This window comes from Pseudoalteromonas sp. SWXJZ94C, assembly GCF_015864385.1.
Lineage (GTDB): Bacteria > Pseudomonadota > Gammaproteobacteria > Enterobacterales > Alteromonadaceae > Pseudoalteromonas.
Window position 1 is genome coordinate 1 of sequence record NZ_JADYXF010000017.1, and the last position, 24,678, is coordinate 24,678.

At 39.4% G+C, this 24,678-nt stretch carries 27 protein-coding genes; 13 read left to right on the forward strand and 14 right to left on the reverse strand.

What is annotated here, in order from left to right:
- Positions 1–117: 117 nt before the first annotated feature.
- The 8 genes from add to cyaY form a co-directional block, all read right to left on the reverse strand.
- Positions 118–1,119: an adenosine deaminase gene (gene add / locus I6F65_RS09005; RefSeq protein WP_166114004.1), complete on the reverse strand. Its 1,002-nt coding sequence runs from the start codon at positions 1,117–1,119 to the stop codon at positions 118–120.
- A 126-nt stretch (positions 1,120–1,245) separates the two neighbouring features.
- A complete protein-coding gene (locus I6F65_RS09010; RefSeq protein WP_197112510.1) occupies positions 1,246–3,933 on the reverse strand; it encodes a CHASE domain-containing protein in 2,688 nt (895 codons plus the stop codon).
- 51 nt (positions 3,934–3,984) lie between these two features.
- Positions 3,985–5,094, reverse strand: a complete 1,110-nt coding sequence (locus tag I6F65_RS09015) for a heme biosynthesis HemY N-terminal domain-containing protein (RefSeq protein WP_197112511.1) — start codon at positions 5,092–5,094, stop codon at positions 3,985–3,987.
- A complete protein-coding gene (locus tag I6F65_RS09020) occupies positions 5,091–6,923 on the reverse strand; it encodes a uroporphyrinogen-III synthase (RefSeq protein ID WP_197112512.1) in 1,833 nt (610 codons plus the stop codon). The genes I6F65_RS09015 and I6F65_RS09020 overlap by 4 nt, the downstream gene beginning before the upstream one ends.
- Positions 6,924–7,862, reverse strand: coding sequence for a hydroxymethylbilane synthase (gene hemC / locus I6F65_RS09025; protein WP_197112513.1), 939 nt, complete (start codon positions 7,860–7,862; stop codon positions 6,924–6,926).
- A 36-nt stretch (positions 7,863–7,898) separates the two neighbouring features.
- Complete coding sequence (locus I6F65_RS09030; protein ID WP_197112514.1) at positions 7,899–8,945, reverse strand: DUF2914 domain-containing protein; 1,047 nt, start codon at positions 8,943–8,945, stop codon at positions 7,899–7,901.
- A gap of 22 nt (positions 8,946–8,967) precedes the next feature.
- A complete protein-coding gene (locus I6F65_RS09035) occupies positions 8,968–9,624 on the reverse strand; it encodes an alpha/beta hydrolase (protein ID WP_024609944.1) in 657 nt (218 codons plus the stop codon).
- Positions 9,621–9,944: an iron donor protein CyaY gene (cyaY, locus tag I6F65_RS09040; RefSeq protein WP_024598825.1), complete on the reverse strand. Its 324-nt coding sequence runs from the start codon at positions 9,942–9,944 to the stop codon at positions 9,621–9,623. Before cyaY ends, I6F65_RS09035 begins: the two co-directional genes overlap by 4 nt.
- 157 nt (positions 9,945–10,101) lie before the next feature.
- Here cyaY and I6F65_RS09045 point away from each other — a divergent pair, with 157 nt between their 5' ends.
- The 8 genes from I6F65_RS09045 (at position 10,102) to I6F65_RS09080 (ending at position 16,223) form a co-directional block, all read left to right on the forward strand.
- Entirely contained in the window at positions 10,102–10,296 is a 195-nt protein-coding gene (locus I6F65_RS09045) for a lipoprotein (RefSeq protein ID WP_197112515.1), read from the forward strand.
- A complete protein-coding gene (gene lysA, locus I6F65_RS09050) occupies positions 10,297–11,550 on the forward strand; it encodes a diaminopimelate decarboxylase (protein WP_197112516.1) in 1,254 nt (417 codons plus the stop codon).
- A gap of 64 nt (positions 11,551–11,614) precedes the next feature.
- On the forward strand, positions 11,615–12,445 hold the full coding sequence (gene dapF, locus I6F65_RS09055; RefSeq protein ID WP_024609948.1) for a diaminopimelate epimerase: 831 nt from the start codon (positions 11,615–11,617) through the stop codon (positions 12,443–12,445).
- Positions 12,442–13,053 (forward strand): DUF484 family protein, encoded by a 612-nt coding sequence (locus I6F65_RS09060; protein ID WP_024609949.1) that lies wholly within the window; start codon positions 12,442–12,444, stop codon positions 13,051–13,053. The genes dapF and I6F65_RS09060 overlap by 4 nt, the downstream gene beginning before the upstream one ends.
- The gene (locus I6F65_RS09065) at positions 13,050–13,994 is read left to right on the forward strand and encodes a tyrosine recombinase XerC (protein WP_197112517.1); all 945 of its coding nucleotides are present in this window, start codon (positions 13,050–13,052) and stop codon (positions 13,992–13,994) included. Before I6F65_RS09060 ends, I6F65_RS09065 begins: the two co-directional genes overlap by 4 nt.
- A gap of 10 nt (positions 13,995–14,004) precedes the next feature.
- Positions 14,005–14,712: an HAD-IA family hydrolase gene (locus tag I6F65_RS09070; protein WP_197112518.1), complete on the forward strand. Its 708-nt coding sequence runs from the start codon at positions 14,005–14,007 to the stop codon at positions 14,710–14,712.
- A 28-nt stretch (positions 14,713–14,740) separates the two neighbouring features.
- Entirely contained in the window at positions 14,741–15,844 is a 1,104-nt protein-coding gene (locus I6F65_RS09075) for a retroviral-like aspartic protease family protein (protein ID WP_197112520.1), read from the forward strand.
- A gap of 22 nt (positions 15,845–15,866) precedes the next feature.
- Positions 15,867–16,223: a HopJ type III effector protein gene (locus I6F65_RS09080; RefSeq protein WP_024609952.1), complete on the forward strand. Its 357-nt coding sequence runs from the start codon at positions 15,867–15,869 to the stop codon at positions 16,221–16,223.
- 10 nt (positions 16,224–16,233) lie between these two features.
- Here the strand turns inward: I6F65_RS09080 and I6F65_RS09085 are convergent, their stop codons facing one another.
- Together I6F65_RS09085 and I6F65_RS09090 are read right to left on the reverse strand one after the other, a co-directional pair.
- A complete protein-coding gene (locus I6F65_RS09085) occupies positions 16,234–16,641 on the reverse strand; it encodes a GNAT family N-acetyltransferase (RefSeq protein WP_197112522.1) in 408 nt (135 codons plus the stop codon).
- A gap of 41 nt (positions 16,642–16,682) precedes the next feature.
- Complete coding sequence (locus I6F65_RS09090; protein WP_166114027.1) at positions 16,683–16,988, reverse strand: DUF6482 family protein; 306 nt, start codon at positions 16,986–16,988, stop codon at positions 16,683–16,685.
- Between the two features lie 109 nt (positions 16,989–17,097).
- Here I6F65_RS09090 and I6F65_RS09095 point away from each other — a divergent pair, with 109 nt between their 5' ends.
- The 3 genes from I6F65_RS09095 to I6F65_RS09105 all read left to right on the forward strand — a co-directional run bounded on the left by I6F65_RS09095 (position 17,098) and on the right by I6F65_RS09105 (position 19,500).
- Positions 17,098–17,796 (forward strand): pseudouridine synthase, encoded by a 699-nt coding sequence (locus I6F65_RS09095; protein ID WP_197112524.1) that lies wholly within the window; start codon positions 17,098–17,100, stop codon positions 17,794–17,796.
- 108 nt (positions 17,797–17,904) lie between these two features.
- On the forward strand, positions 17,905–18,279 hold the full coding sequence (locus I6F65_RS09100) for a BlaI/MecI/CopY family transcriptional regulator (protein WP_007580531.1): 375 nt from the start codon (positions 17,905–17,907) through the stop codon (positions 18,277–18,279).
- A gap of 9 nt (positions 18,280–18,288) precedes the next feature.
- Entirely contained in the window at positions 18,289–19,500 is a 1,212-nt protein-coding gene (locus I6F65_RS09105; protein ID WP_197112526.1) for a TonB family protein, read from the forward strand.
- Between the two features lie 73 nt (positions 19,501–19,573).
- On the opposite strand, the gene I6F65_RS09110 is transcribed toward I6F65_RS09105, so the two are convergent.
- Entirely contained in the window at positions 19,574–19,957 is a 384-nt protein-coding gene (locus I6F65_RS09110; protein WP_197112528.1) for an MAPEG family protein, read from the reverse strand.
- Between the two features lie 235 nt (positions 19,958–20,192).
- Here I6F65_RS09110 and I6F65_RS09115 point away from each other — a divergent pair, with 235 nt between their 5' ends.
- Both I6F65_RS09115 and I6F65_RS09120 read left to right on the forward strand, forming a co-directional pair.
- Positions 20,193–21,071: a DMT family transporter gene (locus I6F65_RS09115; protein WP_197112530.1), complete on the forward strand. Its 879-nt coding sequence runs from the start codon at positions 20,193–20,195 to the stop codon at positions 21,069–21,071.
- Positions 21,072–21,088: 17 nt separating this feature from the next.
- A complete protein-coding gene (locus I6F65_RS09120; protein ID WP_231613140.1) occupies positions 21,089–21,784 on the forward strand; it encodes a hypothetical protein in 696 nt (231 codons plus the stop codon).
- Between the two features lie 56 nt (positions 21,785–21,840).
- On the opposite strand, the gene I6F65_RS09125 is transcribed toward I6F65_RS09120, so the two are convergent.
- The 3 genes from I6F65_RS09125 to I6F65_RS09135 all read right to left on the reverse strand — a co-directional run bounded on the left by I6F65_RS09125 (position 21,841) and on the right by I6F65_RS09135 (position 24,638).
- Positions 21,841–22,158: a multidrug efflux SMR transporter gene (locus tag I6F65_RS09125; protein WP_197112532.1), complete on the reverse strand. Its 318-nt coding sequence runs from the start codon at positions 22,156–22,158 to the stop codon at positions 21,841–21,843.
- The gene (locus tag I6F65_RS09130; protein WP_166112624.1) at positions 22,158–23,690 is read right to left on the reverse strand and encodes a bifunctional GNAT family N-acetyltransferase/carbon-nitrogen hydrolase family protein; all 1,533 of its coding nucleotides are present in this window, start codon (positions 23,688–23,690) and stop codon (positions 22,158–22,160) included. Before I6F65_RS09130 ends, I6F65_RS09125 begins: the two co-directional genes overlap by 1 nt.
- Before the next feature lie 99 nt (positions 23,691–23,789).
- Positions 23,790–24,638, reverse strand: coding sequence for an MBL fold metallo-hydrolase (locus tag I6F65_RS09135; RefSeq protein WP_024609961.1), 849 nt, complete (start codon positions 24,636–24,638; stop codon positions 23,790–23,792).
- Between the last annotated feature and the right edge of the window lie 40 nt (positions 24,639–24,678).

Genomic DNA, 24,678 nt, shown 5'->3' on the forward strand with positions numbered 1-24,678 from the left:
CAAAAGATGATAAGGGTATTGTGAAGCAACCAAAAGATCGGTCAACCGATCAAAAATACCTTAACTGATCGGTGTTAGCTTATAAAGCGGCATTTCTATATTTACAGTATTAAAAACTTAACGTGCACTAACGAGCGCTGAAAGCTCTTTTTTATCACCATCGCTTAAAAATGCTATTTTTAATGCGTTGGTTTGCGCTTTTTCCATATCAGCTTGAGATAAACCAGCCTTAGGCGCTGCAACAGCATATTCATACTCAATTTCAATCCCTTCAACCGCAGGGTCATCAGTATTAATGCACGCTAAAATACCGTGATCTAAAAATTGTTTAAGCGGGTGTTTAGCTAAGTCGTTCACTGTGCTGGTTTGAATATTACTTGTTAAGCACGACTCAATGCCAATACGGTTATCACGTAAGTAATCCATTAATTTTAGATCTTCAATTGCCTTTACGCCATGCCCTATTCTGCTCGCGCCTAGCTCGTTAATTGCTTGCCAAATACTTGGAGCGCCGAGCGCTTCACCTGCGTGAATAGTAGAAGCCAAATAAGCATTTCGTACTTGTTTAAAGTGCTCTACAAACAACTCGCCCGGAAAACCAATCTCATCACCAGCTAAGTCAACAGCCACTAAATCATTTTTAAACGCGAGTAATGCATCTAGCTCTTTTTGACATGTTTTTATGCCATAAGTACGCGATAGAATACCAATTAAGTTAGCTTTTATATTCGCACCCTTTGTTGCTGACTTAATACCATCAACAACCGCCTCTACAACCCCTTCTGGGTGTAAACCTTGGCTTTGTGCCATGTAGTAAGGACTAAATCGTAGCTCTACATAATCAAGCCCTTGGGCTTGTGCATCTTCAATGTTTTCAATAGCAATACGTCTACACGCATCGTAGTCGCCAAGTACTGTGACACCCCAATCTAACTTTTGTAAAAAAGCCATCAGGTTTGGCTCTGGGTCAATAACTTGAACATGAGGAATTAATGCCTCAACGTTATCTGCAGGTAGCTCTATATTAAACTGACGACCAAGTTCTAATATTGTTTGCGCACGTACATTACCGTCTAAATGGCGATGAATATCTAGCAAAGGTAATTTTCTATTGATCATAATAGCAACCCAGTTTAGTTAAATTTGCGCGCATGATACGCAGATATAGTTATTTTTCAAGTCTATATGGTTTGTAGCAAATTTAAGCGGTCATATGTCTGCTTTTTATGCAAAAAATAATGCAGCTTATTTATGCGATAAATGATGCCATAGTGTTTTAAATAATGTATTTGCATCAATCGGCTTAGTTATATAATTATCCATTCCGCAAGTAGCTGCTTTTTTAACATCATCATCATGCGCATTTGCTGACAAACCAATAATAGGTAAATCAATTAACCCTAGCTCATTACGAATAACTTTAGTGGCTTGTAAGCCATCCATTTTTGGCATCTGAATGTCCATCAAAACAATGTCATAAGTATTTTCAGTCAACTTTTCTATTGCCTCAAAACCATCACTCGCTATATCGGCTATGCAACCTTTGGTTTTTAATATTGCACTAGCAACATGCTGGTTAAGCGGGTTATCTTCAACTAAGAGTAACCGGTAATCAGCAAACGATAAGGTATCGACATCTATTTCATCATATTGTTGCTGTATTTGCTCTGCTTTAGGCAGTGGGGAACTCAATGGTAGGCTAAATGTGAATGTAGAACCCTTTCCCTCATGGCTTGCTAAATCTATAGCGCCTCCCATAAGCTCAACCAATTTTTTACAAATACTTAAACCTAAACCGGTTCCACCATACTGTCGAGAGGTTGAACTATCAGCTTGTGAAAAAGGTTTAAATAATTTTTTTTGTGCAGCTGCATTAATGCCTATCCCTGTATCATTAACACTAAAATAGGTCATTTTTTGTGATTGCCACACTTTAAGAGTAACGTCTCCCTTGGAAGTAAATTTAACTGCATTATTAAGTAAATTTAAGAGCACTTGCTTTAAGCGGATCGGGTCGCTGTAAATTACCAAATTTGTTGTTTTATCATAATCTAATTGAAGGTTTAATGACTTAACATCAGCTTCAAATTGTATCAAATTAGTCATTTCATCAACTAAGTTACCTACATTGATAGGCTCTTGCATTAAATCGAGTTTGCCTGCTTCCATTTTAGAAAAGTCGAGGACATCATTTAACACTCTTAATAACACACCAAGTGCACCATCAGCTTGCTCTATATATGTTCGCGCCTGTTGCCAGTTATTTTGCTGTAACGCTAAATAATGCAGCCCTTTTATTCCATTAATAGGCGTGCGAACTTCGTGGCTCATGTTTGCTAAAAATTGCCCTTTAATATAACTCGCTTCATCTGCTTTTTGTTTTTCTTTACGTAATGTATGTGTTTGCTTAGCTACCTGTTTACGAATTTGTATATTTGTACCAGTAACTGAAATCAAAAATGTAATCAGTAACCACACAAATAACATACCTACAATTTGTGCAAGCCAATACATTAACCAAGGCGTTCTAACTGGTGGTTCATATAACTCGACCTGCCACATACGCTTGCCAATCAACAATTGATATTGCTTAAACAGCATTTGTGAATTATCGGTATCGGCAATATAAATTGGCTGCTTTTTCTCTAGTGTCGTTGTATCAAAAAAGCTAGCTGAAATTAAGTTGTTGTGATCAAATAACAGTGTTTGCGATAAACGTTTAAGACTAACAATTGCTGCCACAAAACCTTGAAAATCATCTTCGGTAGATGACTCGCCAAAAACAGGATATAAAAAGAGTACACCTTTTTCAGATGTATTCTGGACTAAATTAATTGGCTCACTTAGCGCAAGTTCATTAAGTTCTTTCGCTTTACTAAGTGCAGCACCTCTTACTTTACTAGAAGCTAAATCAAACCCTAAAACATCTTCATTACCCTCCAAAGGGTATACATATTTTACAGGGAAGTAATTGCTACGAGCACCTACAGGTTGCCAACTTCCATCAAGTGACTTTTCTTTTATGTAAAAAGGTTTATCAGGGGCTGTATTTTCACGGACTTCAAAATTTGTGCGTTTATTTGCTGGTACATAAGGTATCCATTCAAATGCTAAAATTTCTTGGCTGTAGTCCAGTTGCTTTGAAGTAAACTGTTTAAACTCTCTAAAATTCACGTCATCACTACTAGCAAAGTATGTAGCTAGCAATCCTAAGTGAGCAGTAATTCCGTCAAGCTTTTGGTTTATGGCATTTTGTACAGCAAGTACTTTAGCTTCTTGCTTTTGGCTATCTTTTTCTTTTTTAACGCTCGCAGCACCATAAAAACTAATACTTATAAGTGTATAAATTAATAACGAGGGCAAAATAACCTGCAAACGATGACGCATTTCAGAGTAATTAAATGCAGCGAGTAATAAAGGAGTAAAAATTAATACACCAATGCTATCGCCTATCCACCATGCTATAAAGTTATCAAAGGCGGCGTGTATCGGTATTACATTATTTAATACTAATAAGCTAGTGCCAACACTAGCAGCAATGGTGCAACATATTGGTCCACCAACAATTAAACTTTGTATACTATGTTTTATAGAAGATAAATCGAGCGGTGCTTTTATTACATTAACTATAATTTGCCTACCAACCCAAGCTTGCAAAGTCGCCGCTAACATTACACCAATTGCTTGCAATAACACATTTAACTGTAAAATATCGGCTGCTTTATCAAGGTGAATTAAATTAGTAAATAAGGCACCAATCATAATTCCAGGAAATACTTTTCGACCCCAAATTAAAAAGCTAGCAAGGGCAATACCAGAGGGTGGCCATGAGGCAACTGCATATCCATCGATAGCAAGAAGGTAATTACTAAAATATCCAGTAAAAAAGTAAGCACAAGCCAAGCTAAAGGTTAATAATAAATATTTTTTCAATGCTTGTGCTCCTGAACTACTAAAAATTCTAAGTAGTTATAGTGTAGTTATTTATTGATATAAAACGAGTGCCTTTTCTGCTTGTGCGCTATTTTTATAACTTAATGCTGCTTGTTGGGTAAATTGTTTTTTATTATCCAAATTCAGTGCCTTATCAAACACTCTAGCCGCAAGGTCATAATTTCCTTGAGCATTAGAAAGACAAGCAAGTGCTAACAATAATGCATTATTGTTTTCATCTTTTTTAAGGCGATCTTGAATGCTGATTTGTAACTTAATAGCGTCGGCACTACTTACACCACTTAATATATAAGCAAGCTGCTCATGTTGATCATTGTGTTTAACCATTTTAATTAAGTCGCCCTCAATCACAGTTAGCTTACCTGTCGCTGTCATACTCATTAAATAAGCGATATGTGCATAAGCTTGTAGCTTTTTAGGGAGCTGCTTATATTTATTAGTAATTTCTTCAGCCGGCTGCGCTGAAAAATAAGCACTAAAAACGCGAGTCCACTGCTCGCTTGTGAATATTTTTTTGCGTAATAATTTTGGTAAAAAATCTTCCAGAGTACTAAAGTGCTGTTGTTGCACTAACACCTCTGTATAAAGCATTAACTCAAGCGGAGTCGCTTTTTTAGATTCAGCACTTACACGCATTTGCGATTCAATTGCACTGCTATCGCCACTTGCTAACCAAAGTTTCGCGACTTTTAATTGATGCTCTGGACTTATTTCGAATAAATGTTCAAGCGCTTTATCTGTTTGATTACTAGCAAGCGCTGCTTTGGCAAGTAATGCTAAGCGAATATCTTCAAACTTATCTGGAACGCTATTACCTGATAGAGCCTGCTCTACATGCTCGTAATCATCATTAATGGCGCTCCAAAGTGCTTGCTCAATAGCTGCTTGTTTATGCTCTTGGCTACGAGCAAAAAAGCCATGTTTAGTATTATGATAAATAGAGAGTAAATAACGAACCAATTTATATACAATGAGCAAAACGGCAATAAATAAAATAACAGTACCGATAAACGCAAACATAGTGCCTTCAACGGTGTAGTCATTAAATGAAAAGAGTACATAACCTTTTTCATTGATAACATAAGGAGCCACACCAATAACAAGTACTAATGCGACAATGAGTATTATTAGTCCTATCATTGTACCCACTCCTTAACCTGCTCCGTACTTTTTAGCATTACTTTAGGATTAAAGTTAAGCTGCTCTTTTTCAAGGCTTGCTATCGATTTTAAAACCATCTTTGTACTATTGTCGTCTTGCTTAAAGTACTCACTCACCAAACGTTTCGTTTCACTTAAAGCACTAAAGTAAATACTTGCTTGTTTATTTAAGAGTGCATCTTGTGACTGAGTAATATAAAGCTTAATGCGCTGAGTAATAAGATGACGCTCTTGATCATCAAGATAGGGAGCTATTATTTCTCCCTCTCGCTGATGAACTGTTAAAAACATTCCCAAAAATCTATCCCAGCTATTGCTCATATTTTGCTGCCAATCACTAATATCTTCACTTAATGCACTGTCATCTACTTCTGACACTTCTTCTGGTAAATTAACAGCCTTAAAAGCTAAATCGTCAATACTACTCAAAACACTGCCTAACTGCAGATATATAGCTTCTGTTGCTACTGGCTCTAAACTATCAAGCGTTTGTATGTCTTGCATAATAGCTTGGCGAACTTCAACGGTACCTGGGTGCTCACTAAGTAATGCATCTAAGCGTTTTAAAACAGCACTAGTGCCTTGGTAATCTTTTTCAGCCCATAGTTTAAACTCAGCCATACGCTGCAAGCTGGTTACTTCTTGTGGATTTAAAGACGAGCCTTGCTGCTGCGCCTTTTGCAATGCTGCTTTTAGCTCTTGCTGATTTTGAGCAGTGCTTTCATTAAGTGCTGCAGCAACTTTTTTCTCACTATCCAATAGCGCTTGCTGCAAATTAAACTGCGCCGATTTAAGCGTTTGTAGCTCTTTTTGAAGTTGCTTATTTTGGTCGCTTAACTCATTTACCGCTAAATTTTGTACTTTGCCAGCATTCAGTTTTCGATAAAACTCATAGCCAACACCAGATGCAACTATTAACGAAATAAGAAGCGCAAGTACTGCAACTTTGCTTACCTTTTGTTTGTTATTTTCAGTTGTTTTTTTGGCTTCTACATCATTCTTTTTTAAAGGCACTGCGTTAGATGTTGTAGGATTGGTTTTTTCTGCTTTGATCGGCTTTGACTGTTCGCTCATTTTGCTACCTTGCTGGTTAATGCAGGCAAACATAGCTGTATCGCTAGCTCCTGCTGCAATGTGTATATTAGCCAAACTTACTTTTTGCTGCTGTAAATAGGCGGCTATCCGCTCGCTGGCAACATAAAATTGGCACTGTTGTAACCATTGTAGTTCTAGTTCAGCAACACTTTTGAATATTGCATCAACTGCTGCATTACTTGTTAAGACTATACCCTGTACATTCTGGGTTTGCCAGTGGTCTGTCCAGTTAGCAATTAACTCTTTTGTTGGTTCGCGCTTGTACACCACACAACTATTTAAAAAAGCGCCTCGCTCTTTAAGTGTTTTGGCAATATCGGGGCGTCCTGCTTGACCTTTAACCAATACAATATTGCAGCCATCAACCTGCTCAAGCGATTTAAGCGCAAGTAACCCTTCTGAATCATACTGCTTTGGTACTGCTGCGCGCACACCAAATTGCTCATATATAATGTCGGCTGTTTGCTGTCCAACCGCATAAAACTGCGCTTTAGTATTTATATCTGGTTTTAATTGCGAAAGTGCACTAACTGCATCTTGCGATATAAATATTATTTTATCCGCATTTAACAGCGGGCTAAGTTCAGTGCTGGAGGGGGTTAAATGCGTTATTTTTAATACAGGAAACAAAGACGCCTGATAACCCGCTTGCTCTAATTGCTGTGCAAGGGCTGCGCCTTTTCCTTCGGGCCGAGTTATCAGAATATGTGTCATTTATGCGTCTCTATAAACTTCAGCTAATATTTTATCTGCGCCTTGAGCTAGTAATTTTTTAGCAAGCTCAATACCTAGTTTTTCTGCGTCATTTACATGACCTGTTACTTCGTCACGTAAAATTTCGCTGCCATCAACGGCACCAACTAAACCACGTAAATGCACCTGCTCGCCATCAACTAACGCATAAGCACCAATAGGTACTTGGCAACCACCTTCTAAATGGCGGTTCATCGAACGTTCTGCATTTACGCGAATACGTGTTTGGGCATGCTCAAGTGGTGCAAGTAATGCTTTCGTTACTTCATCATCAATACGACACTCAATACCTACAGCGCCTTGACCATTTGCTGGTAACGACACTTCTGGCTCAATGTAATCAGCAATACGTTCCTGCATTTCTAAACGAATAAGTCCCGCTGCAGCTAATATAATCGCATCGTATTGACCGTCATCTAATTTACCTAAACGCGTATTTACATTACCTCGTAAATCACGAATTTTTAAATCAGGGCGAAGCGCACGTATTTGACACTGACGACGTAAGCTAGAGGTACCCACAATAGCACCCTGTGGTAACTCGCCTAAATTAGCAAAGTTATTTGATACAAATGCATCGCGCGGATCTTCACGCTCACAAATAGTATACAGCTCTAATCCTTCTGGGAACTCTACTGGCACGTCTTTCATTGAATGCACGGCAATATCTGCTCGCCCATCTAACATAGCCTGCTCTAGCTCTTTAACAAATAAACCTTTACCGCCAATTTTAGCCAATGGCGTATCTAAAATAATATCCCCTTGAGTCGACATTGGGACCAACTCAACACGTACATCAGCATGAAAATGCTCAAGTTGTGCTTTTACAAACTCAGCCTGCCAAAGTGCTAAAGCACTTTTACGAGTTGCGATGCGTACTAATTTTGTTTTTTCTGTCATAGGGATATCCAATTAATTACTACTATTTAACTGTATTTAGTCAGCTAAAATTCTAAATTCTTTTTGGGCAATTAAATTGCCTTGCTCATCAACCACATCAACACGCCAATGACCTGTTTGTGAATCCATAATATTTTTTGTTGAATATGTTCTGTAACGTGAAGACGTTACGTTAAGAGCAATTTCAGCCATTGTATTGCCTTCAAAAGACCACACGTGCTTTATTTCTTGCCCTTGTAAATTTTTCAACTCGCTAAAAAACGATAGATCTTCTTCAAACTGACTTAAGCGAATATCTGCTGCAAACACATTGGTTGGCTCTCGTTTACTAACTTTGCGTGTAAGTACTGCTCGGCTTATTTTACCTGTGTCTATTTGTGCGCCAAGTGCAACACTCGCCACTTGCGCCGTTGGCGAAAACCCTTCAGTACCGGTCAACGCACCATCGTCATTTTCTATCTCTGGCAGCAAGTTAATAGTATCTACTTCATCGACTTCGCTATTATTCAAACTATTTACCGCTGTATTACTTTCATCTGTATTATCTTCAATAATATTTTGATTAATACCGGATTCTACCGCTGCTAATGACTGAGTATTTTCATCTGTAATAAACTCTATATTAGACTCTGCTACTACATTACTTTGTTCTACTGATACTTCATCATCAATTTGAGAGAAACTCTTTATTTCAGCAGTATCGTTAGAACTACCACTAGCATTACTGTTAAGGTCATCAACAGTATTACTGTTATTTGAATCTTCATTTTGCTGTGCTTGCACAACAAGCATAGGGTCAATACTTGCCTCAGTAATAAGCTGATTTTCAACATTATCACTTAATAATGTATCATCATTTTCTACGCTATTTTTAAAACTTAAAAAGTGTTCCTGCTCATTTGGATGTTCGCCCTGTTCAGCATTAACTGCGCTCGTTAAGCCGTAAATAACAGCAGCGGAGGTCATTAGTACCAACATAGAAATACTCACAATACGACGCCAGTTCCACACGTAACTAACCGTTGGCACGGCATCTTGTGGTTCGCGTTTAACATTTGCTTTAATAACTATTTTTTGACTCATATTAACCTCAGCGGCTCCAAAATTAGCTTAAACGGGCAATTAACCATTGGCGAATAGCTTGTAGTTCTTCTGCACAAACTTGATGAGCCATTGGATACTCTTGCCAGCTTACATCCATGTCATGTGCTGTTAATACTTCAAACGCACTTCTTCCCGCACTGTGCGGCACTACGTTATCTTGACTACCATGAGCCATAAACACATTCAAATCGGTATGCTTTGCTTCATCTGCAAACTTTTGCGGTACACACATATAAGTAGACAGCGCCATAACACCTCCGAGCTTTTGCTCAAAACGTGGTGCTAAATGTAGTGATACAACACCGCCTTGTGAAAACCCAGCTAAAATAATTTTATTTGCAGCAATACCATTAGCAATTTCTTGGTTGATCAATTCTTCTACCTTTGCAGCAGAGTCTCTTACACCTTGTTCATCGGCACGTTTATCTAATTCTATAGATTTAATATCGTACCAAGAACGCATTTCCATGCCGCCATTTATGGTGACCGGTTGCACTGGCGCATGCGGAAAAATAAACCGTATACCAAGTTCGCTTGGTAAATTTAGCTGTGGTGCTACTGGTGCAAAACCATCCCCAGAGTCACCTAAGCCATGTAACCAAATAACCGTTGCTTTGTGCTCACTTTGAGCTGGGTATTCTACAAATTCTAAACTCATAGTGTTGATTGCCACTTAACTTCTTGACCCGCTTGACGTGTAGATGCATCGTTCATAAATTCCCAAAACTCTGCGCCAGAACGGTTATCTATCCATTTATCACCACGTAATTCAAAATGATGACCATTAAATTTAGTCGCAACCCACACTTGATGTAAAGGTGCTTGCTTGTTAATCACTATTTTACTTTTATCAGGAAAAATTATTTCTAAAATACCTTGTGCCGATTCATAGTCTAAATCAGCTTCGCAATCATCAACCTGCTCTTCAATAGTGAACATAAGAGCTTCGGCTAATTGGTGATATTCGTGTTCAGTCATTGTTATTTCCTTTGCAGGCGAGCCGCCTAATATTGGGTACGTTTTAGCTTTAAAAGTGTGCAGCTAGTGTAACAGGAATAAAATCATCCGCGAATAGCTGCATTTTTTAGATATTCTGTTACTCTGCGATTATAAAGCCAGCAACCATATTAATCTAATGAAAGCGACACATACCTTACAATTAAAAAGACTATTAATAAGCACTGTACTGTTAAGCGCCTTAGCTGGCTGCGGACAAAGCGGTCCGTTATATTTACCAGAGCAACAAACGGAACAAAACCAACCTCAAAATACAGTTCAGCCAGTCACTACCGCTGAGCAAGCCAAAACACAGCAAAGTCAGGGGCAATAAATGGATTATTTTAACTACAAAAACAACCAATTATTTGCCGAAGATATAAGTGTGGCAAGCATAGCGCAGCAATACGGTACACCATGTTATGTGTACTCGCGTGCTACATTTGAGCGCCATTATTTAGCGTTTGCTAACGCCACTAAAAATCATAAAAGCTTGGTTTGTTACGCCGTTAAAGCAAACTCAAATATAGCCGTGCTTAATATATTAGCGCGCCTAGGATCGGGTTTCGATATTGTATCCAAAGGCGAACTTGCACGTGTAATTAAAGCGGGAGGCGATGCTTCTAAAGTGGTTTTTTCGGGCGTGGCGAAAACGTCTGACGAAATAGCTTACGCATTAAAACTGGGCATTAAATGTTTTAACGTTGAATCAGCCTCTGAGCTTGAGCGTATTTCTGAAGTGGCTTGCGAGCTTAACTTAGAAGCGCCTATTTCTATTCGCGTAAACCCCGACATAGATGCAAAAACACATCCGTATATTTCTACTGGTTTAAAAGAAAATAAATTTGGTATTGATATTCAAACTGCCGTGAGTGTTTATCAACAAGCAGCAGCTTTACCTGGCTTAAAAATAATTGGTGTTGATTGCCACATTGGCTCTCAATTAACTGAAGTAAGACCATTTTTAGAAGCCCTTGATAAACTAATGGCGCTTATTGATGAGCTAAAAACTAACGGTATTGAGCTAACTCACTTAGATATTGGTGGCGGTTTAGGCGTGCCATATAACAACGAGCAACCACCGCACCCAAGTGAATATGCAGCGCAAGTTACCGAGCGCTTAGCTAACTATAAACACCTTGAACTAATTTTTGAACCAGGACGCGCTATTGCAGCTAATGCGGGTATTTTAGTTACTCAAGTTGAATTTATTAAACAAAACCAAGGCAAATTTTTTGCCATTGTAGATGCAGGTATGAACGACATGCTTCGCCCTGCGCTTTATCAAGCGTGGCAAAAAATTATTCCGGTATCCGTTCGCGACGACGAAACACCTACTCACAACTTTGATATTGTGGGTCCTGTGTGCGAAACCGGCGACTTTTTAGGAAAAGATCGTGAACTAGCGCTTAAACAAGGCGATTTACTCGCACAACGAAGTGCTGGTGCATATGGCTTTACCATGAGCTCAAACTACAACTCGCGTCCGCGTGTTGCAGAAATAATGGTAGATGGTCAGCAGCATCACCTTATTCGCGAACGCGAAACTATTGAAAGCCTTTATCAAGGTGAGAAAGTTTTACCATAAACGTTTTTGTCTACTAGCTGCTCTGTGGCATGATTAGCACAGAGCAAAACCGAATTAGAGCGCTATGTTAGTTAATTTTTCCAAAATGCACGGCTTAGGCAACGACTTTGTTGTGATTGATAACATTACACAAAATGTTTTTTTGTCGCGAGATCAAATCAAAAAATTGGCAGATCGCCATTTTGGCATTGGCTTTGACCAATTGCTGATGGTTGAAGCGCCATATTCTCCTGATCTCGACTTTCATTATCGAATATTTAATGCCGATGGTACCGAAGTAGAACAATGCGGTAACGGCGCACGCTGTTTTGCCCGCTTTGTACGTATGAAGGGCCTTACTAACAAGCATAAAATTACGGTGTCGACCAAGTCGGGCAACTTAACGCTCTACATAGAAAAAGACGGTCAAGTAACGGTTAACATGGGTCATCCTAATTTTGAGCCAAGTAAAATCCCTTTAAAAGCGAGCAAGCGCGAGCTTACTTATATTATTAGAACGCAAGAGCACACCGTATTTAGTGGCGCGGTATCTATGGGTAACCCGCATTGCGTGCTAGAGGTTGACGACGTAACCACCGCGCAAGTTGATATATTGGGTCCATTACTTGAAAACCACGAACGCTTTCCGCAAAAAGCCAACATTGGCTTTATGCAAGTTGTATCGCAAGAACACATTAAATTAAGAGTGTGGGAGCGCGGCGTTAACGAAACCCTAGCCTGTGGCACAGGTGCGTGTGCAGCAATGGTGATTGGTCATATGCAAAATAAGTTATCAACAACCGTTCAAGTAGATTTACCAGGCGGTAGCCTACAAGTACGTTGGAGTGGCGAAGGTCATCCGGTACGCATGACCGGCCCGGCAGAGCACGTGTTCGACGGACAAGTAGCGCTATGAGCGAGCTAAGTAAAGAACAGGTTATTGCTTACTTACAGCAACATCCTGATTTTTTAGTTCAGCACCCAGAGCTACTCGCACAACTTGAGCTGCAACAGCAAGCTCAAGGTGCAACGTCGCTGGTACATATTCAGCAACGCCAATTACGCGAGCACAACACGCTTTTAAAAAGCCAAATAGACGCTATGAGCAAACATGCAACGCAAAACGAGCTTGTATATCGTTTGTTTAGCCAGTGCCATCGCCAGCTTTGGAATCATGACGATTTTGACACTCTTGCAAATAATCTACGCAATATAATTTGCTCAAGTGAAGATGTTAACGACTGCAAATTAGTAAAATACAATCCCGAGTACGACGAGCTTATTGCGCATCGCCTTACCCATTCTGGGCATTATTTAGGGCGTATTAATCAGCAAGAGCGCGAATTATTATTTAGTGAAGATACACAATCTGTCGCGATTTATTTAATTGGTGACACTAAACACCCTATCGCTATTTTGGCGTTTGGTAGCTGTAACGTAAACCATTTTGAGCCCGCTCAAGATAACCTCTTTGTACTCGACTTTATAAACGCATTACACCTGCGGTTGCAAAAACTAGCATGAATGACGATGCGCCTAATACTACCCAGTTAAGCGACAATTGGCGTACACCCATAACGCTATTTAGCGACTATTTAAAGTTTGAAAAACAATATTCAGCGCACACCGTAAACCAATATGTAAGCCAGCTTGGCTTTGCAGCCCTTTATTTTAGCAAATTATGTGACGACTGGTTTGGCGTGCAAGGCGAGCATATTCGCCGCTACAGCATGGCACTACGCTCAAAACAATTAAGTGGGCGTACTATTAGTTTAAAGCTCAGCTGCATTCGTAGTTTGTATAAGTTTTTAAAAGCAAAAAACATTGCCGAGCAATCGCATTACCATAATCCGGCGGTGGGTATAAAAGGTCCTAAGTTTGCAAAGCCTTTACCTAAAAATCTCGACGTAGATCAAATGGCGCGCTTACTCGAAATACCCGACGACGAGCCTCTCGCAATTAGAGATAAAGCAATGATGGAGCTTATGTATTCATCAGGGCTGCGTATAAGCGAATTAGTTGGCGCTAACATGCAAGATATTAGCGCTGCTAATGGCGAAATTTTAGTGCGTGGTAAAGGCAATAAAGAGCGATTAATTCCGGTGGGTAAAAAAGCGTTAGACGCATTAAAAAAATGGCTCACAATACGCCCTCAATTTACAAAGCCCGATGAAATAGCAGTATTTTTAAGTAGCCAAAAAAATCGTATTTCGATTCGCCAAGTGCGCCTGCGTATGCAAGAGTGGGGAATAAAACAAGGCATTAGCTCGCAGGTTCACCCGCATAAGCTGCGCCACTCGTTTGCGTCACATATTTTAGAATCATCTGGTGATTTGCGCGCCGTGCAAGAATTACTAGGGCACAGCAGTTTGTCGGCTACACAAGTGTATACACATTTAGATTTTCAACATTTAGCCAAGGTGTACGACAACACCCACCCTCGCGCAAAAAAACGAACTGATTAGGGAAATAAATATGATCCGATTTAATCGTGCTATTAAGCCATTTTCTGTCATGAGCTTTGATTTAGACGACACGCTATACAGCAATCACCCTATTATAAAAGCAGCCGTTAAAGCCCAACAAAATTATTTAAACGCGCTACCGGGCTATCAAGAGCAAGGGCAAAAGTACTGGCAACTGTGCCGAGAACTTGCCGTAATACAAAACCCAGATCTCGCGGATGATGTAACCAAATGGCGCAAACACACCCTACGTTTAGCGCTTTCTAAACTTGGCTTTACCGCAGATGAAGTGGAGCGCCATGCAAATGCCGCCTATAACGCCTTTGCCGATGCGCGCAGCAACATAGTCGTAAGCGATGACGTACTTAACTTACTAGATAACCTAGCCAAACACTTTACGCTTGTTGCAATTACTAACGGTAACGTTGAAATTGAACGCTTTAACTTACACGATAAATTTGAGCTAGTATTACAAGCCGGTATGCACGGTAAAGCAAAACCTCACAGCACCTTATTTGATAAAGCAGCCACACATTTAAACGTTGCTAAAAGCGATATTTTACATATTGGCGATAGCCTAGATACCGACGTACAAGGCGCAAATAATGCCGGCTGCCAATCGGTATGGTTAAACGATCAAGGCGCTAATTATGCTTATAAAGGGCTGGCTGATATTGAAATAGCCAATATTCATGCCTTGACGCACTTTATTAAATAACCTACTCGTTCAAAAGTAAGAGGTCACAATGAGCCACTCTACCAAGCTAATCACCTTGCTATTAATTGGCTCGCTTAGCCTTAACGCTTATTTATTATGGCCGCAGCCTGCGTTAACTAAACCACAAAAAACACAAAGTGCTAAACAAAGCATATTGCCTAAACAACAAAATACGTTACTAAATACGGCAAAGCAGCAATTTAAACAACACCAATTTGAAGCCGCACTTAGTAGCTATCAACAACTCAAAAATAGCTACCCAGAAATTGCAAAAAACCTTTATTCATCGTGGCTAGTGCAGCTTAAAACATGGCTAAATAGCAATTTATTACTCAGCGAATCATTTCTCAATGCGCTATTAAATAACAGCCCTTATAACGTAGAATTACTTAATTTGCAGGTTGAGTATTTAATAAATAGCGAGCAAACACAAAACGCCATTATTGCTTTATTTGAGCTGAATTCATTACTACCTGTTCATCAACAAAACAACGTAAATACACGTTTAAATACGCTCACTCAAAACGAATTACACACATTAACTGAGCAACAAAATTGGCAAGCTATTATTGAGCAAACACAAATTTGGCTTGATTATAAAAGCGATAATGCACAGTTTTTATATCCGCTTGCGTACGCCTACTATCAGCAAGGCGATTTAATTAGCGCACAAGCAACCCTTGATCGAATGCCAAACCAGCACAATCTAAAAAGCCAAGTGCAAACACTGCAAGCTATGATCAATAAAGCACAATCGCAAGACGACTTCGTTGCTTTAACGCCTTACGGCGCGCATTACTTAATAAACACCGAAATAAATAATAATCTATCGACCGAACTAATGATTGATACAGGCGCAAGCGTGACCTCGCTACCTACAAGTATAATTGAGCAAATTTCGCCACAGCCTTTATATTTAGGCGATGTAACGGTAAATACAGCTAACGGTCAAATTGTTGTAAAGCGTTATCAAATTGAATCGTTTAAAGTGGGCTCGCAAATTATTTATGGTTTTGAAGTGTTGAGCATTGAAAACACACGCGGACAAGGTTTACTAGGAATGAACTTTTTATCACGATTTAAATTCAATATAAATCAGCAAACAGATGAGCTAGAGTTGAGCGCTAAATAATTATAAAATATGAGAATAAAACATGACGTTAAATGACTACTTAGCAACCCTTGCAGAAAACCCAAAAAGCATTCAATTTACCGATACTATTGCTGTTATTGAGGCAAATTACACATTTACCGCATGCGACTTTAATAACCATGGATTACTTAGCTCTGCGAGTGAGAACAACGGTTCGTGTAAAATTTTTGCATTTGCTAAATTAAACGATTTAAGTAAAAAAAATACCTTAGATTGTTTTGGTAAATTTTACCGAGACGACGTGCTGCAAAACCCAAAAGGCGATGATCACCTAAATATTCGAACTTTTATGTTAGCACCAGAGGCAACACCATTTTTAGGTATTACCTTTGAAGGCGAGCCACTAAAAGCAAAATAGCCAACAAAAATTAAAGTGGCTTTTCCATAAAATAACGCGTACCTGAGCGTGGGTAATTATTAAGTTGATACTTAACACTATAACCGCGCTTTTCGTAAAAAGGTTTTGCCTGAAAATCAAGTGTATCAAGCTGAGCAGTTGTTACTCCTAATTCAATAGCAACTTGCTCAAGTGCCGTTAGCAATTTATCTGCAAGCCCTTTCCCTCGCGCACTATCGCTACACCAAAGCCAACTAATCATCAGCCAATTTCCAAACACACACCCACTAATACCGGCAACAAGCTCGCCTTGCTCATCAGTAAATTTATAGCCTAATGGCACTCTTTGCGCATCAAAATGCTGGGCGTTAAATTCAACCATTTTTGTGCGAAGCGCTGAGTTTAACGCATCGGTATTATCTGCTTTTAATTGATACATGTGCCGCCCTTAAAGGAGCCGATACTAGCAAACTAGTTCTATCAATACAGATTATTTTTACCGTAAGGTACTTCAAGCATATTGCTGCTGGTTTTATATGGCTGACCGCACATTTCGTCGTAAGCGCTTGTTTGGCGCAGTACCATTTCGGCATACGCTATTTTGTCAAAACGCTTTTGAACATGCAGTGGGCTTAGCGCTCTTAAAAACTCACCGCTGTCTTCTGTGACATAGTATTCAACGTTATTAATCATTACCGATACTTGATAAAGCGCCATATCTAACGAGTGAACAATGACTTTTTGTAGCGGCTCATGCTTCTTTAACTGTGAAAATTTAATACCCATCTTGGCTACCTTTTTATATTTAACCTGAGTTCAGGTTATTTAACATTATCGATACGCAGCTTTGCTATAATCACGATCAAATTTTTATTAGCCGCTGGCGCCACACGTTATGAGCACAAAAATCCGACTCGCTAAATATATTGCCCATGCAGGTATTTGTTCTCGTAAACAGGCATCGCGTTTAATTGATGAAGGTGTGGTGACTGTAAATAATCGCCCAGCGAATCATATAGATCACGTTGATGAGCAAGACATTGTAATAGTGAATGAAAAAGAAATTAAAGGTGCTGCCGATTTAGTTTATTTTGCGTACCACAAACCAGTAGGTATTGACTGCAAATTAAATATTGATGACCCAGCCAGCCTTATTCACCATTTGCCCACACTCACCCGCGTTTACCCTATTGGTCGCCTTGATAAAGACTCTCGTGGTTTGCTTATTTTGACCAACGATGGGGATTTTTGTAATCAACTAATACATCCTGACTTCCACCAGCCTAAACATTATTTAGTCACCGTAAATAAGCCTTTAGACGATGCTTTTTGTAAAAAAATGGCAGCAGGCGTACCCGTTGATAAACACATAACCCTGCCTTGTGAAGTAAATAAAATAGCCAGTAATCAGTTTAGTATTGTTTTAAAACAAGGGCTAAACAGACAAATACGTAAAATGGCGCATTACTGCGGATACAAAGTTATTGACTTATATAGAGCTCAATTTAGTGACCTTGTACTTGAGGATTTAAACCTTTGTGAAGGGCAGTATATACAAATAAACAAAAACGATATTTTAAAAGCCCGCACCTAACCCTCTACCTATTAGCTTAATTAGCATCCTAAAAAGTTAAAAAATAAACTTGCAATTAAAGATTACAGGCGTAGTCTTTAATTAAAGATTACATTTGTAGGCAATAGCATGATTGAGTTATCAAAAGCAGAGTTTGACGTGCTCGACGCACTTTGGATTAACTACCCCGCTACCGCGAGCCAAATAATTGAGCGCTTAAGCGACGATAAGCAATGGCACGAAAAAACCATTAAAACCCTACTAGGTCGACTAGTAAAAAAAGGCGCACTTACATTTGAAAAAGAAGGTCGCCAATATATTTATATGCCCTGTATGGAGCGCGCCGACTACACCTTAAAAGAAAGCCAAAACTTTATTGAGCGCTTTTTTAGTGGACGTATTGCGCCACTTGTAAGCGGTTTTGCTAAATCGGAGCAGCTTTCTCAGCAAGATATAAACGAGCTTAAAAAAGTTATAGATGACTGGGAAAAAAACCAAAAGTAAGGGATTAACATGGTTATTCAAACTAGTTTTAATTGGTTGATTGAGCAGCAATTACTATTAAGCATTTTGTTTTGTGGATTTATTTTACTCGAGCGATTTGGTTTAAAAGCCCTTGGCTCGCGGTTTGTATATAAATTAGCATGGCTATTACCTGCAGCATTGGTTATTGCTAATTTACCAAATGCGATTAAACCACTGCAAAATAGCAATATTAGCCATTACTTAATCACCCCTAACCAGCCTTTTACACATGAAATGGGTATTAGCTGGGCGCTCATGTATGTACTTATTACCGCAGGGTTATTAATAGCTAGCTTTATTACGCATACCCGCTTTGTTAAAAGCCTGCAGTTAACTGAGTTAACCCAATTTGAAGGCACTATTACCACTGGTGTTAATGTCTATACCAGCCAACATGTAGCCACGCCAATGGTGGTCGGTATTTTAAACAGCAAGCTGGTGTTACCGAGTAACTACAATACCCAGTTTGATAAAGCCACATTAGCGCTTATTTTAGAGCACGAAAACGTACACATAAAACGCAAAGACAACCTAACAAACGCACTTATGTTACTGCCTACTATTTTACTGTGGTTTAACCCACTAGCTTGGGTTTGTTACGCAAGCATGCGCCGACTACAAGAGCTGACTTGTGATGAACGGGTACTTAGCAATAAAACCACACAACAACATATTTTATATAGCAAAGCCTTAATAAACTGCGCGGCAAATGCGCCCACAGGGCTTATGGCTTATTCACACTACGGAGATAAAAAAACCATGTTACAACGACTAACTAATATAAAACACAGTGGGGAGCGTTCAAAGCTTGCTAAAGGTGGCTTATTACTTGTAGCCGCAAGTATGCTAAGTGGATTAGCGATTGCAAAGCAACCAGAAGTAAATAAAACGCAAGAGGAACATATTTCACCAACAATACGCATTGAACCTGCTTACCCAATACAAGCAGCTCAACAAGGGATCAGCGGCTCTGTTGTATTAAAATACGATATTGCAGCAAACGGTAAAACAAAAAACATTAGTGTTATTCAATCTAAACCTAAAGATATTTTTGATAAATCAGCGAAAGAGGCGCTAGCAAAATGGAAATATAAAGCATCTGATTCAGGTTTTGAAGATGTACTTGTACAACTAGATTTTGCGATTAATAGTGAAGTGGCGCCTACCGATTTAATTGAGCGAATTAAAGTATCGCATTAACGCCACGAGTTGTTCAAGACTACAAAGCAAGCGCCCTTTTAGGCTGCTTGCTTTGTGGTTTTAAAGTATAAACCTACAAACTCACCACAATCATGGCAATGGCTGTACCCAAACCAATAAACCACACTAATGAGCGAATTATATCTAGGTTCATATAGTAAAATACGCAATACAAAATACGCGACACAATATGTGTAACCGCTAGCGTTTCGGTCACTGCACCTACAGAGTTAGTGCCCAGTACAACTGCAATAGCGACAGCAAAAACAGCGAGCGATTCAAAACAGTTTTGATGAGCAGCGAGCGCCCGTGCACCAAAGCCGGTTAATTTTTTTTGTTGCGCCCTTGGATGTTTATTGTCGTATCGACCTAATTTTGCCATTGCTATAGCAACCGGCACTTTTGCAAAGTAAGGCATTAATACCGCAAGTAATGCACATACAACTAATGTTGTCATAATTTATCCTTTTGATGTTTCGGATAATTTAGCATAAGCGTAATAAAAAAGCCGCCAGATACGTTTTATGACAAACGCTGGCGGCTAACAATAACATCAGGCTTACTATAGCTAAATTTATCCTCAAACCCATGCGACATAATGTCGCAGATGATGAATATTCAACATCATAGTTAATGCATCGCTTTACTAGGGCGTGTTAACTTTACTACCTTACATTTTAACGATGACGACCATGACCTGGATATTTTTCACTTTTTTAGCCGCCTTCATGCAAGCATGGCGTAATGCCCTGCAAAGTAAATTAAGCAACGATGTGAGTGTTGCTGGCGTAACCCTCTCCCGCTTTATTATTGCAGGTCCTATTGCTGCCATGTATTTATATGGTTTGTATCAATATCAAGATACAGCCATGCCTACATTTAATAATGCCTTTTGGGGATTTATTGTAGGCGCAAGTGTTATGCAAATACTTGCCACTGGTTTAATGGTTAAGTTGTTTAAAATGAATAACTACGCTGTAGGGGCTGGTCTTGCTAAAAGCGAGGCGTTAGTGGCTGCCATTTTAGGTGTATTATTTTTTGGCTCAGCACTCTCTTTACTTGGCTGGCTTGGTATATTTTTTGGCGCTATTGCCGTATTGCTACTCAGCGGCATAACCAGTGTAAAAACCTTTAATGCTAAAACGGCTTTGTTGGGGCTTGCATGTGGTACTTGCTTTGCACTTACATCACTGTGGGTACGTGAAGCGAGCTTAAATTCAGGATTATTATTTCCACACTCAGCCGCTTGGGTTTTGCTGTTTGTAATTAGCTTACAAACACTAATACTACTGAGCTATTTATTATTAAAAAAACCGCAAACACTCAGTAAACTGTGGCAATACAAAGGCACTACAGCCGCAATTAGTGTTTTTAGTTGTATCGGCTCTATTGGCTGGTTTAGTGCAATGAGCTTACAACATGTTGCTTACGTTAAAACACTTGGGCAGGTTGAAGTCTTTTTTACCATGCTAATTGCTGTACTTTGGTTAAAACAGCCACTTAAAAAACAAGATACTGCAGGCTTAATACTCATAGCCATTGCCGCTGTTTTAGTCATGTTGCCACTATAAATTAAAAAGGGTTTTAATTGAAAATACTACTACTACCGGGGCTTGATGGAACAGGAATGCTTTTTAAAGGAATACTCGAAGTACTTCCTAAGGCTTTAGATATTCAAGTGTTTTGTTTAGATGAACTCGAAGGCGATAGCTATGCTAAAAAAGCACAATATCTAGCTAAACATTTGCAAAGCACTGAATTATTTATCGTGGCAGAGTCATACTCAGGACCAATAGCATATGAGCTATGTAATTTATTGGGTAGTAATGTAAAGCAGATTGTATTTCTGGCAAGCTTCATTTCGGCGCCTAGTTTATTATCTCGGTATGCCTATCTAATTCCTACATTTGCTTTGCAGGCATCAAAATTAAATATATGGCTATTAAATAAAATGGGATTTGCAGGTTCGGGAAGTGAAAGCCAAGTTTTAGATGTATTTAAATCAATTAGCTTCGCAAATAAAGCTAAACTAAAAAATAGACTGCAGAACATATCTCGATTAAGTAAACCTAAAAACTTACATGCTACGCCTGTGGTATACATCAAACCTACAAACGACTTATTAGTTAATAAACGTGCTGTTGATGAGGTAAAAAGCGTATTTAATAATACAAAGGTTGTCACAATATTCGGTGGGCATTTTATTGCTCAAACACATCCTCTTGAATGCGCAGATATTATAAAAAGAGCGATAGACGAGTATAAAACGACTCAATATTTTTAATCTAAACGGCACTAAAAAACTGAGTACAGTTTTAAAATACCGTTTTAAAATATAAATTAAGAGCTTATTTTAAGTGTTATCACACCACTAACAATCATTAGTACGCCGGCAATACGGCCAAACGTAGCCGCATCGTTATAAAACAATATACCCACTACAAACGTACCGGCGGCGCCAATACCTGTCCATACTGCGTATGACGTACCCATAGATATTTGCTTTTGGGCAAGCCACAACATAAAGCCACTAGCGACTAAAAATGCCACCGCTATTGCGATGCCCTGCCAGCGAGTATCTGGGTTTTGTGAGATTTTTAAACCTATCGGCCAGCCAATTTCAAGTAAACCGGCAATAACCAAATAAATCCACGCCATTAAACATCTCTCTTTTTCAAAATTACGTCGTATAAATCTTCACGTCGATCTTTTAAGTTACGCACTGTACCTTCGCTGTGAAGGATTTTAAGCTTATCCATATCAAGGTCACTAAATAACAGCATTTCTGTATTAGGTGTGGCTTCGTTAAGTGTTGCATCGTGCGGGAACGAAAAGTCCGATGGCGTTAACACAGCCGATTGTGAGTACTGCACATCAAGGCTTTCTACTTGTGGTAAGTTACCTACCGAGCCTGCAATAACCACATAACATTCGTTTTCTATTGCACGCGCTTGCGCGCAGTGGCGCACACGTAAATAGCTATTTTTAGTGTCTGTCCAAAATGGGACGAACAAAATATCTAACCCTTGTTTTGCTAATATGCGTGAAAGCTCAGGAAACTCTACGTCGTAACAAATTTGAATACCTACACGCCCGGCATCGGTTTCAAATACAGCAATTTTGTCGCCGCCTTGAATAACCCAATCGTTTTGCTCGTGCGGGGTAATGTGTATTTTACGTTGCTCGTCTATTTTACCGCTGCGGTGACATAAATAACTCACGTTATAAATTTTATCATCTTCAGCTAGTGGCATAGAGCCGGTAATTATATTGGCGTTGTATTCTATTGCCATACGCGACATCGCGTTTTTAAACGTTTCGGTATACTCCGCTAAATAGCGAATCGCTTCCGTTTGGTTGCTTTGATTTCCTAAGCCCATTAGTGGTGCGTTAAAAAACTCAGGGAATAATATAAAGTCACTTTTGTAGTCAGATACGGTATCTACAAAGTATTCAACCTGCTTTAGCATTTCTTCAACCGATTCAACACAACGCATTTGCCATTGCACAGCACCTACGCGCACTATCGATTTAGTTGACTCAAGCACCGTATCGGTTGGCTCGTACATTATGTTATTCCACTCAAGTAATGTGGCGTAACCAACTGACTCTTGATCCTCCGGTAAATACTTTTTAAGTAAACGCTTTACCTGAAAATCATTAGATAACTGAAAACTCAAAATAGGGTCGTACAGCTCTCTTTGATCTACTTTTGCAATGTATTCCATTGGCGTCATTTCATTACTGTGATTGTAATAACGCGGAATACGCCCACCCGCTAAAATAGCGCGTAGGTTATATTGGCGGCACAGTTCTTTACGGGCATCATAAAGGCGACGACCTAATCGCATGCCTCTGTGAGTTTCGCTAATGGCAACATCTAAGCCGTATAGCGCATCGCCATCGGTATCGCTAAATACACGGTCGTGACCATCTGCAATGTCTTCGTACGTATGCGGGTTTGAAAAACGTGTGTAATCAACTTGTACACTTAATGCTAAGCCCACCAGCACACCGTCATCTACAATACCTATTTGCCCTTCAGGAAATTGGTCTATTAATCTAAAAATGGTATGACTTGGCCACGCACCACCTAAGTCGGGATACGCTTGATCCATCAAGGTTTTAATTTGCGGATATTGCTCTCTGGTTAAGTTACAAATTTCAAGATGGGTTTTTTCTGCCGACATACACAACTCCTTTAGGCATAAGAAAATAAAAGCCGAATGTACGCTCGATTAAATCAAGAATACACTCAGCTTTGTATCATGTTTTTTACTTTAGATGTACTACTTTAAACTGCGATAGAAGAGTGTGGTTACTTTCTCTTTTGGTAACCAGCCTGCGTATTCAAGACCAAGTTCTGCCAATGGATCGGCTTTAAGTACTTGCTCTAAGCTTGCATTATTTTGCATTGCTTTTAGCATCACATCTTTCGCGTTTTGAACTAGCTTACCATACGCTATCAGTCCTGAACGGTCACTTACCTTACCGTGTCCTGGTATTACTTTAGTGTTGCCGTCAATTTGATTAACTACATCGTTTACTGCCGCTAAAATACCATCAACGCTGCCGCCGCTATCTACATCAACAAACGGTAAGCTGCCAAAATTAAAGTAAATGTCGCCCATGTGCACTATGTTGTCGTTACTAAAAAAGACAACCGAGTCGCCATCGGTATGTGCATGTTCGTAATGCACTACATGGGCGTGTTCATTATTAAAATGCAGTTTTAAATCGTGACCAAAACTAATGCGCGGTAAAAAGTCTGACCCTTCGCCATGCTGCTCTTCTAAACGTTTATGTACATTGTCGTGTGCTATAACGTGCGCACCCGCTTTAGCAAAGTTTTCGTTACCACCGGTATGATCGCCATGATGGTGCGTATTAATAACAAACTCTGCACTGCCTGGCTTTAAATCGCTAATCGTTTTTTTAATGTCGTCTGATAACTTGGCAAACTGATCATCAATAATATAAATGCCATCATCGCCTACACTTGCTGCAATATTACCGCCTTGCCCAAATAGTACGTATACATGCTCACTTAGCTTTTGTGCTGTTACTGGTCCCTCGTCGGCTTGCGCTGCTGTACTTAGTAATAAACCTGTTATTAATGCGGGTAGTATTTTTTTCATTTTTGTTCTCTATTGTATGAATTAATAAATATAGAACGTT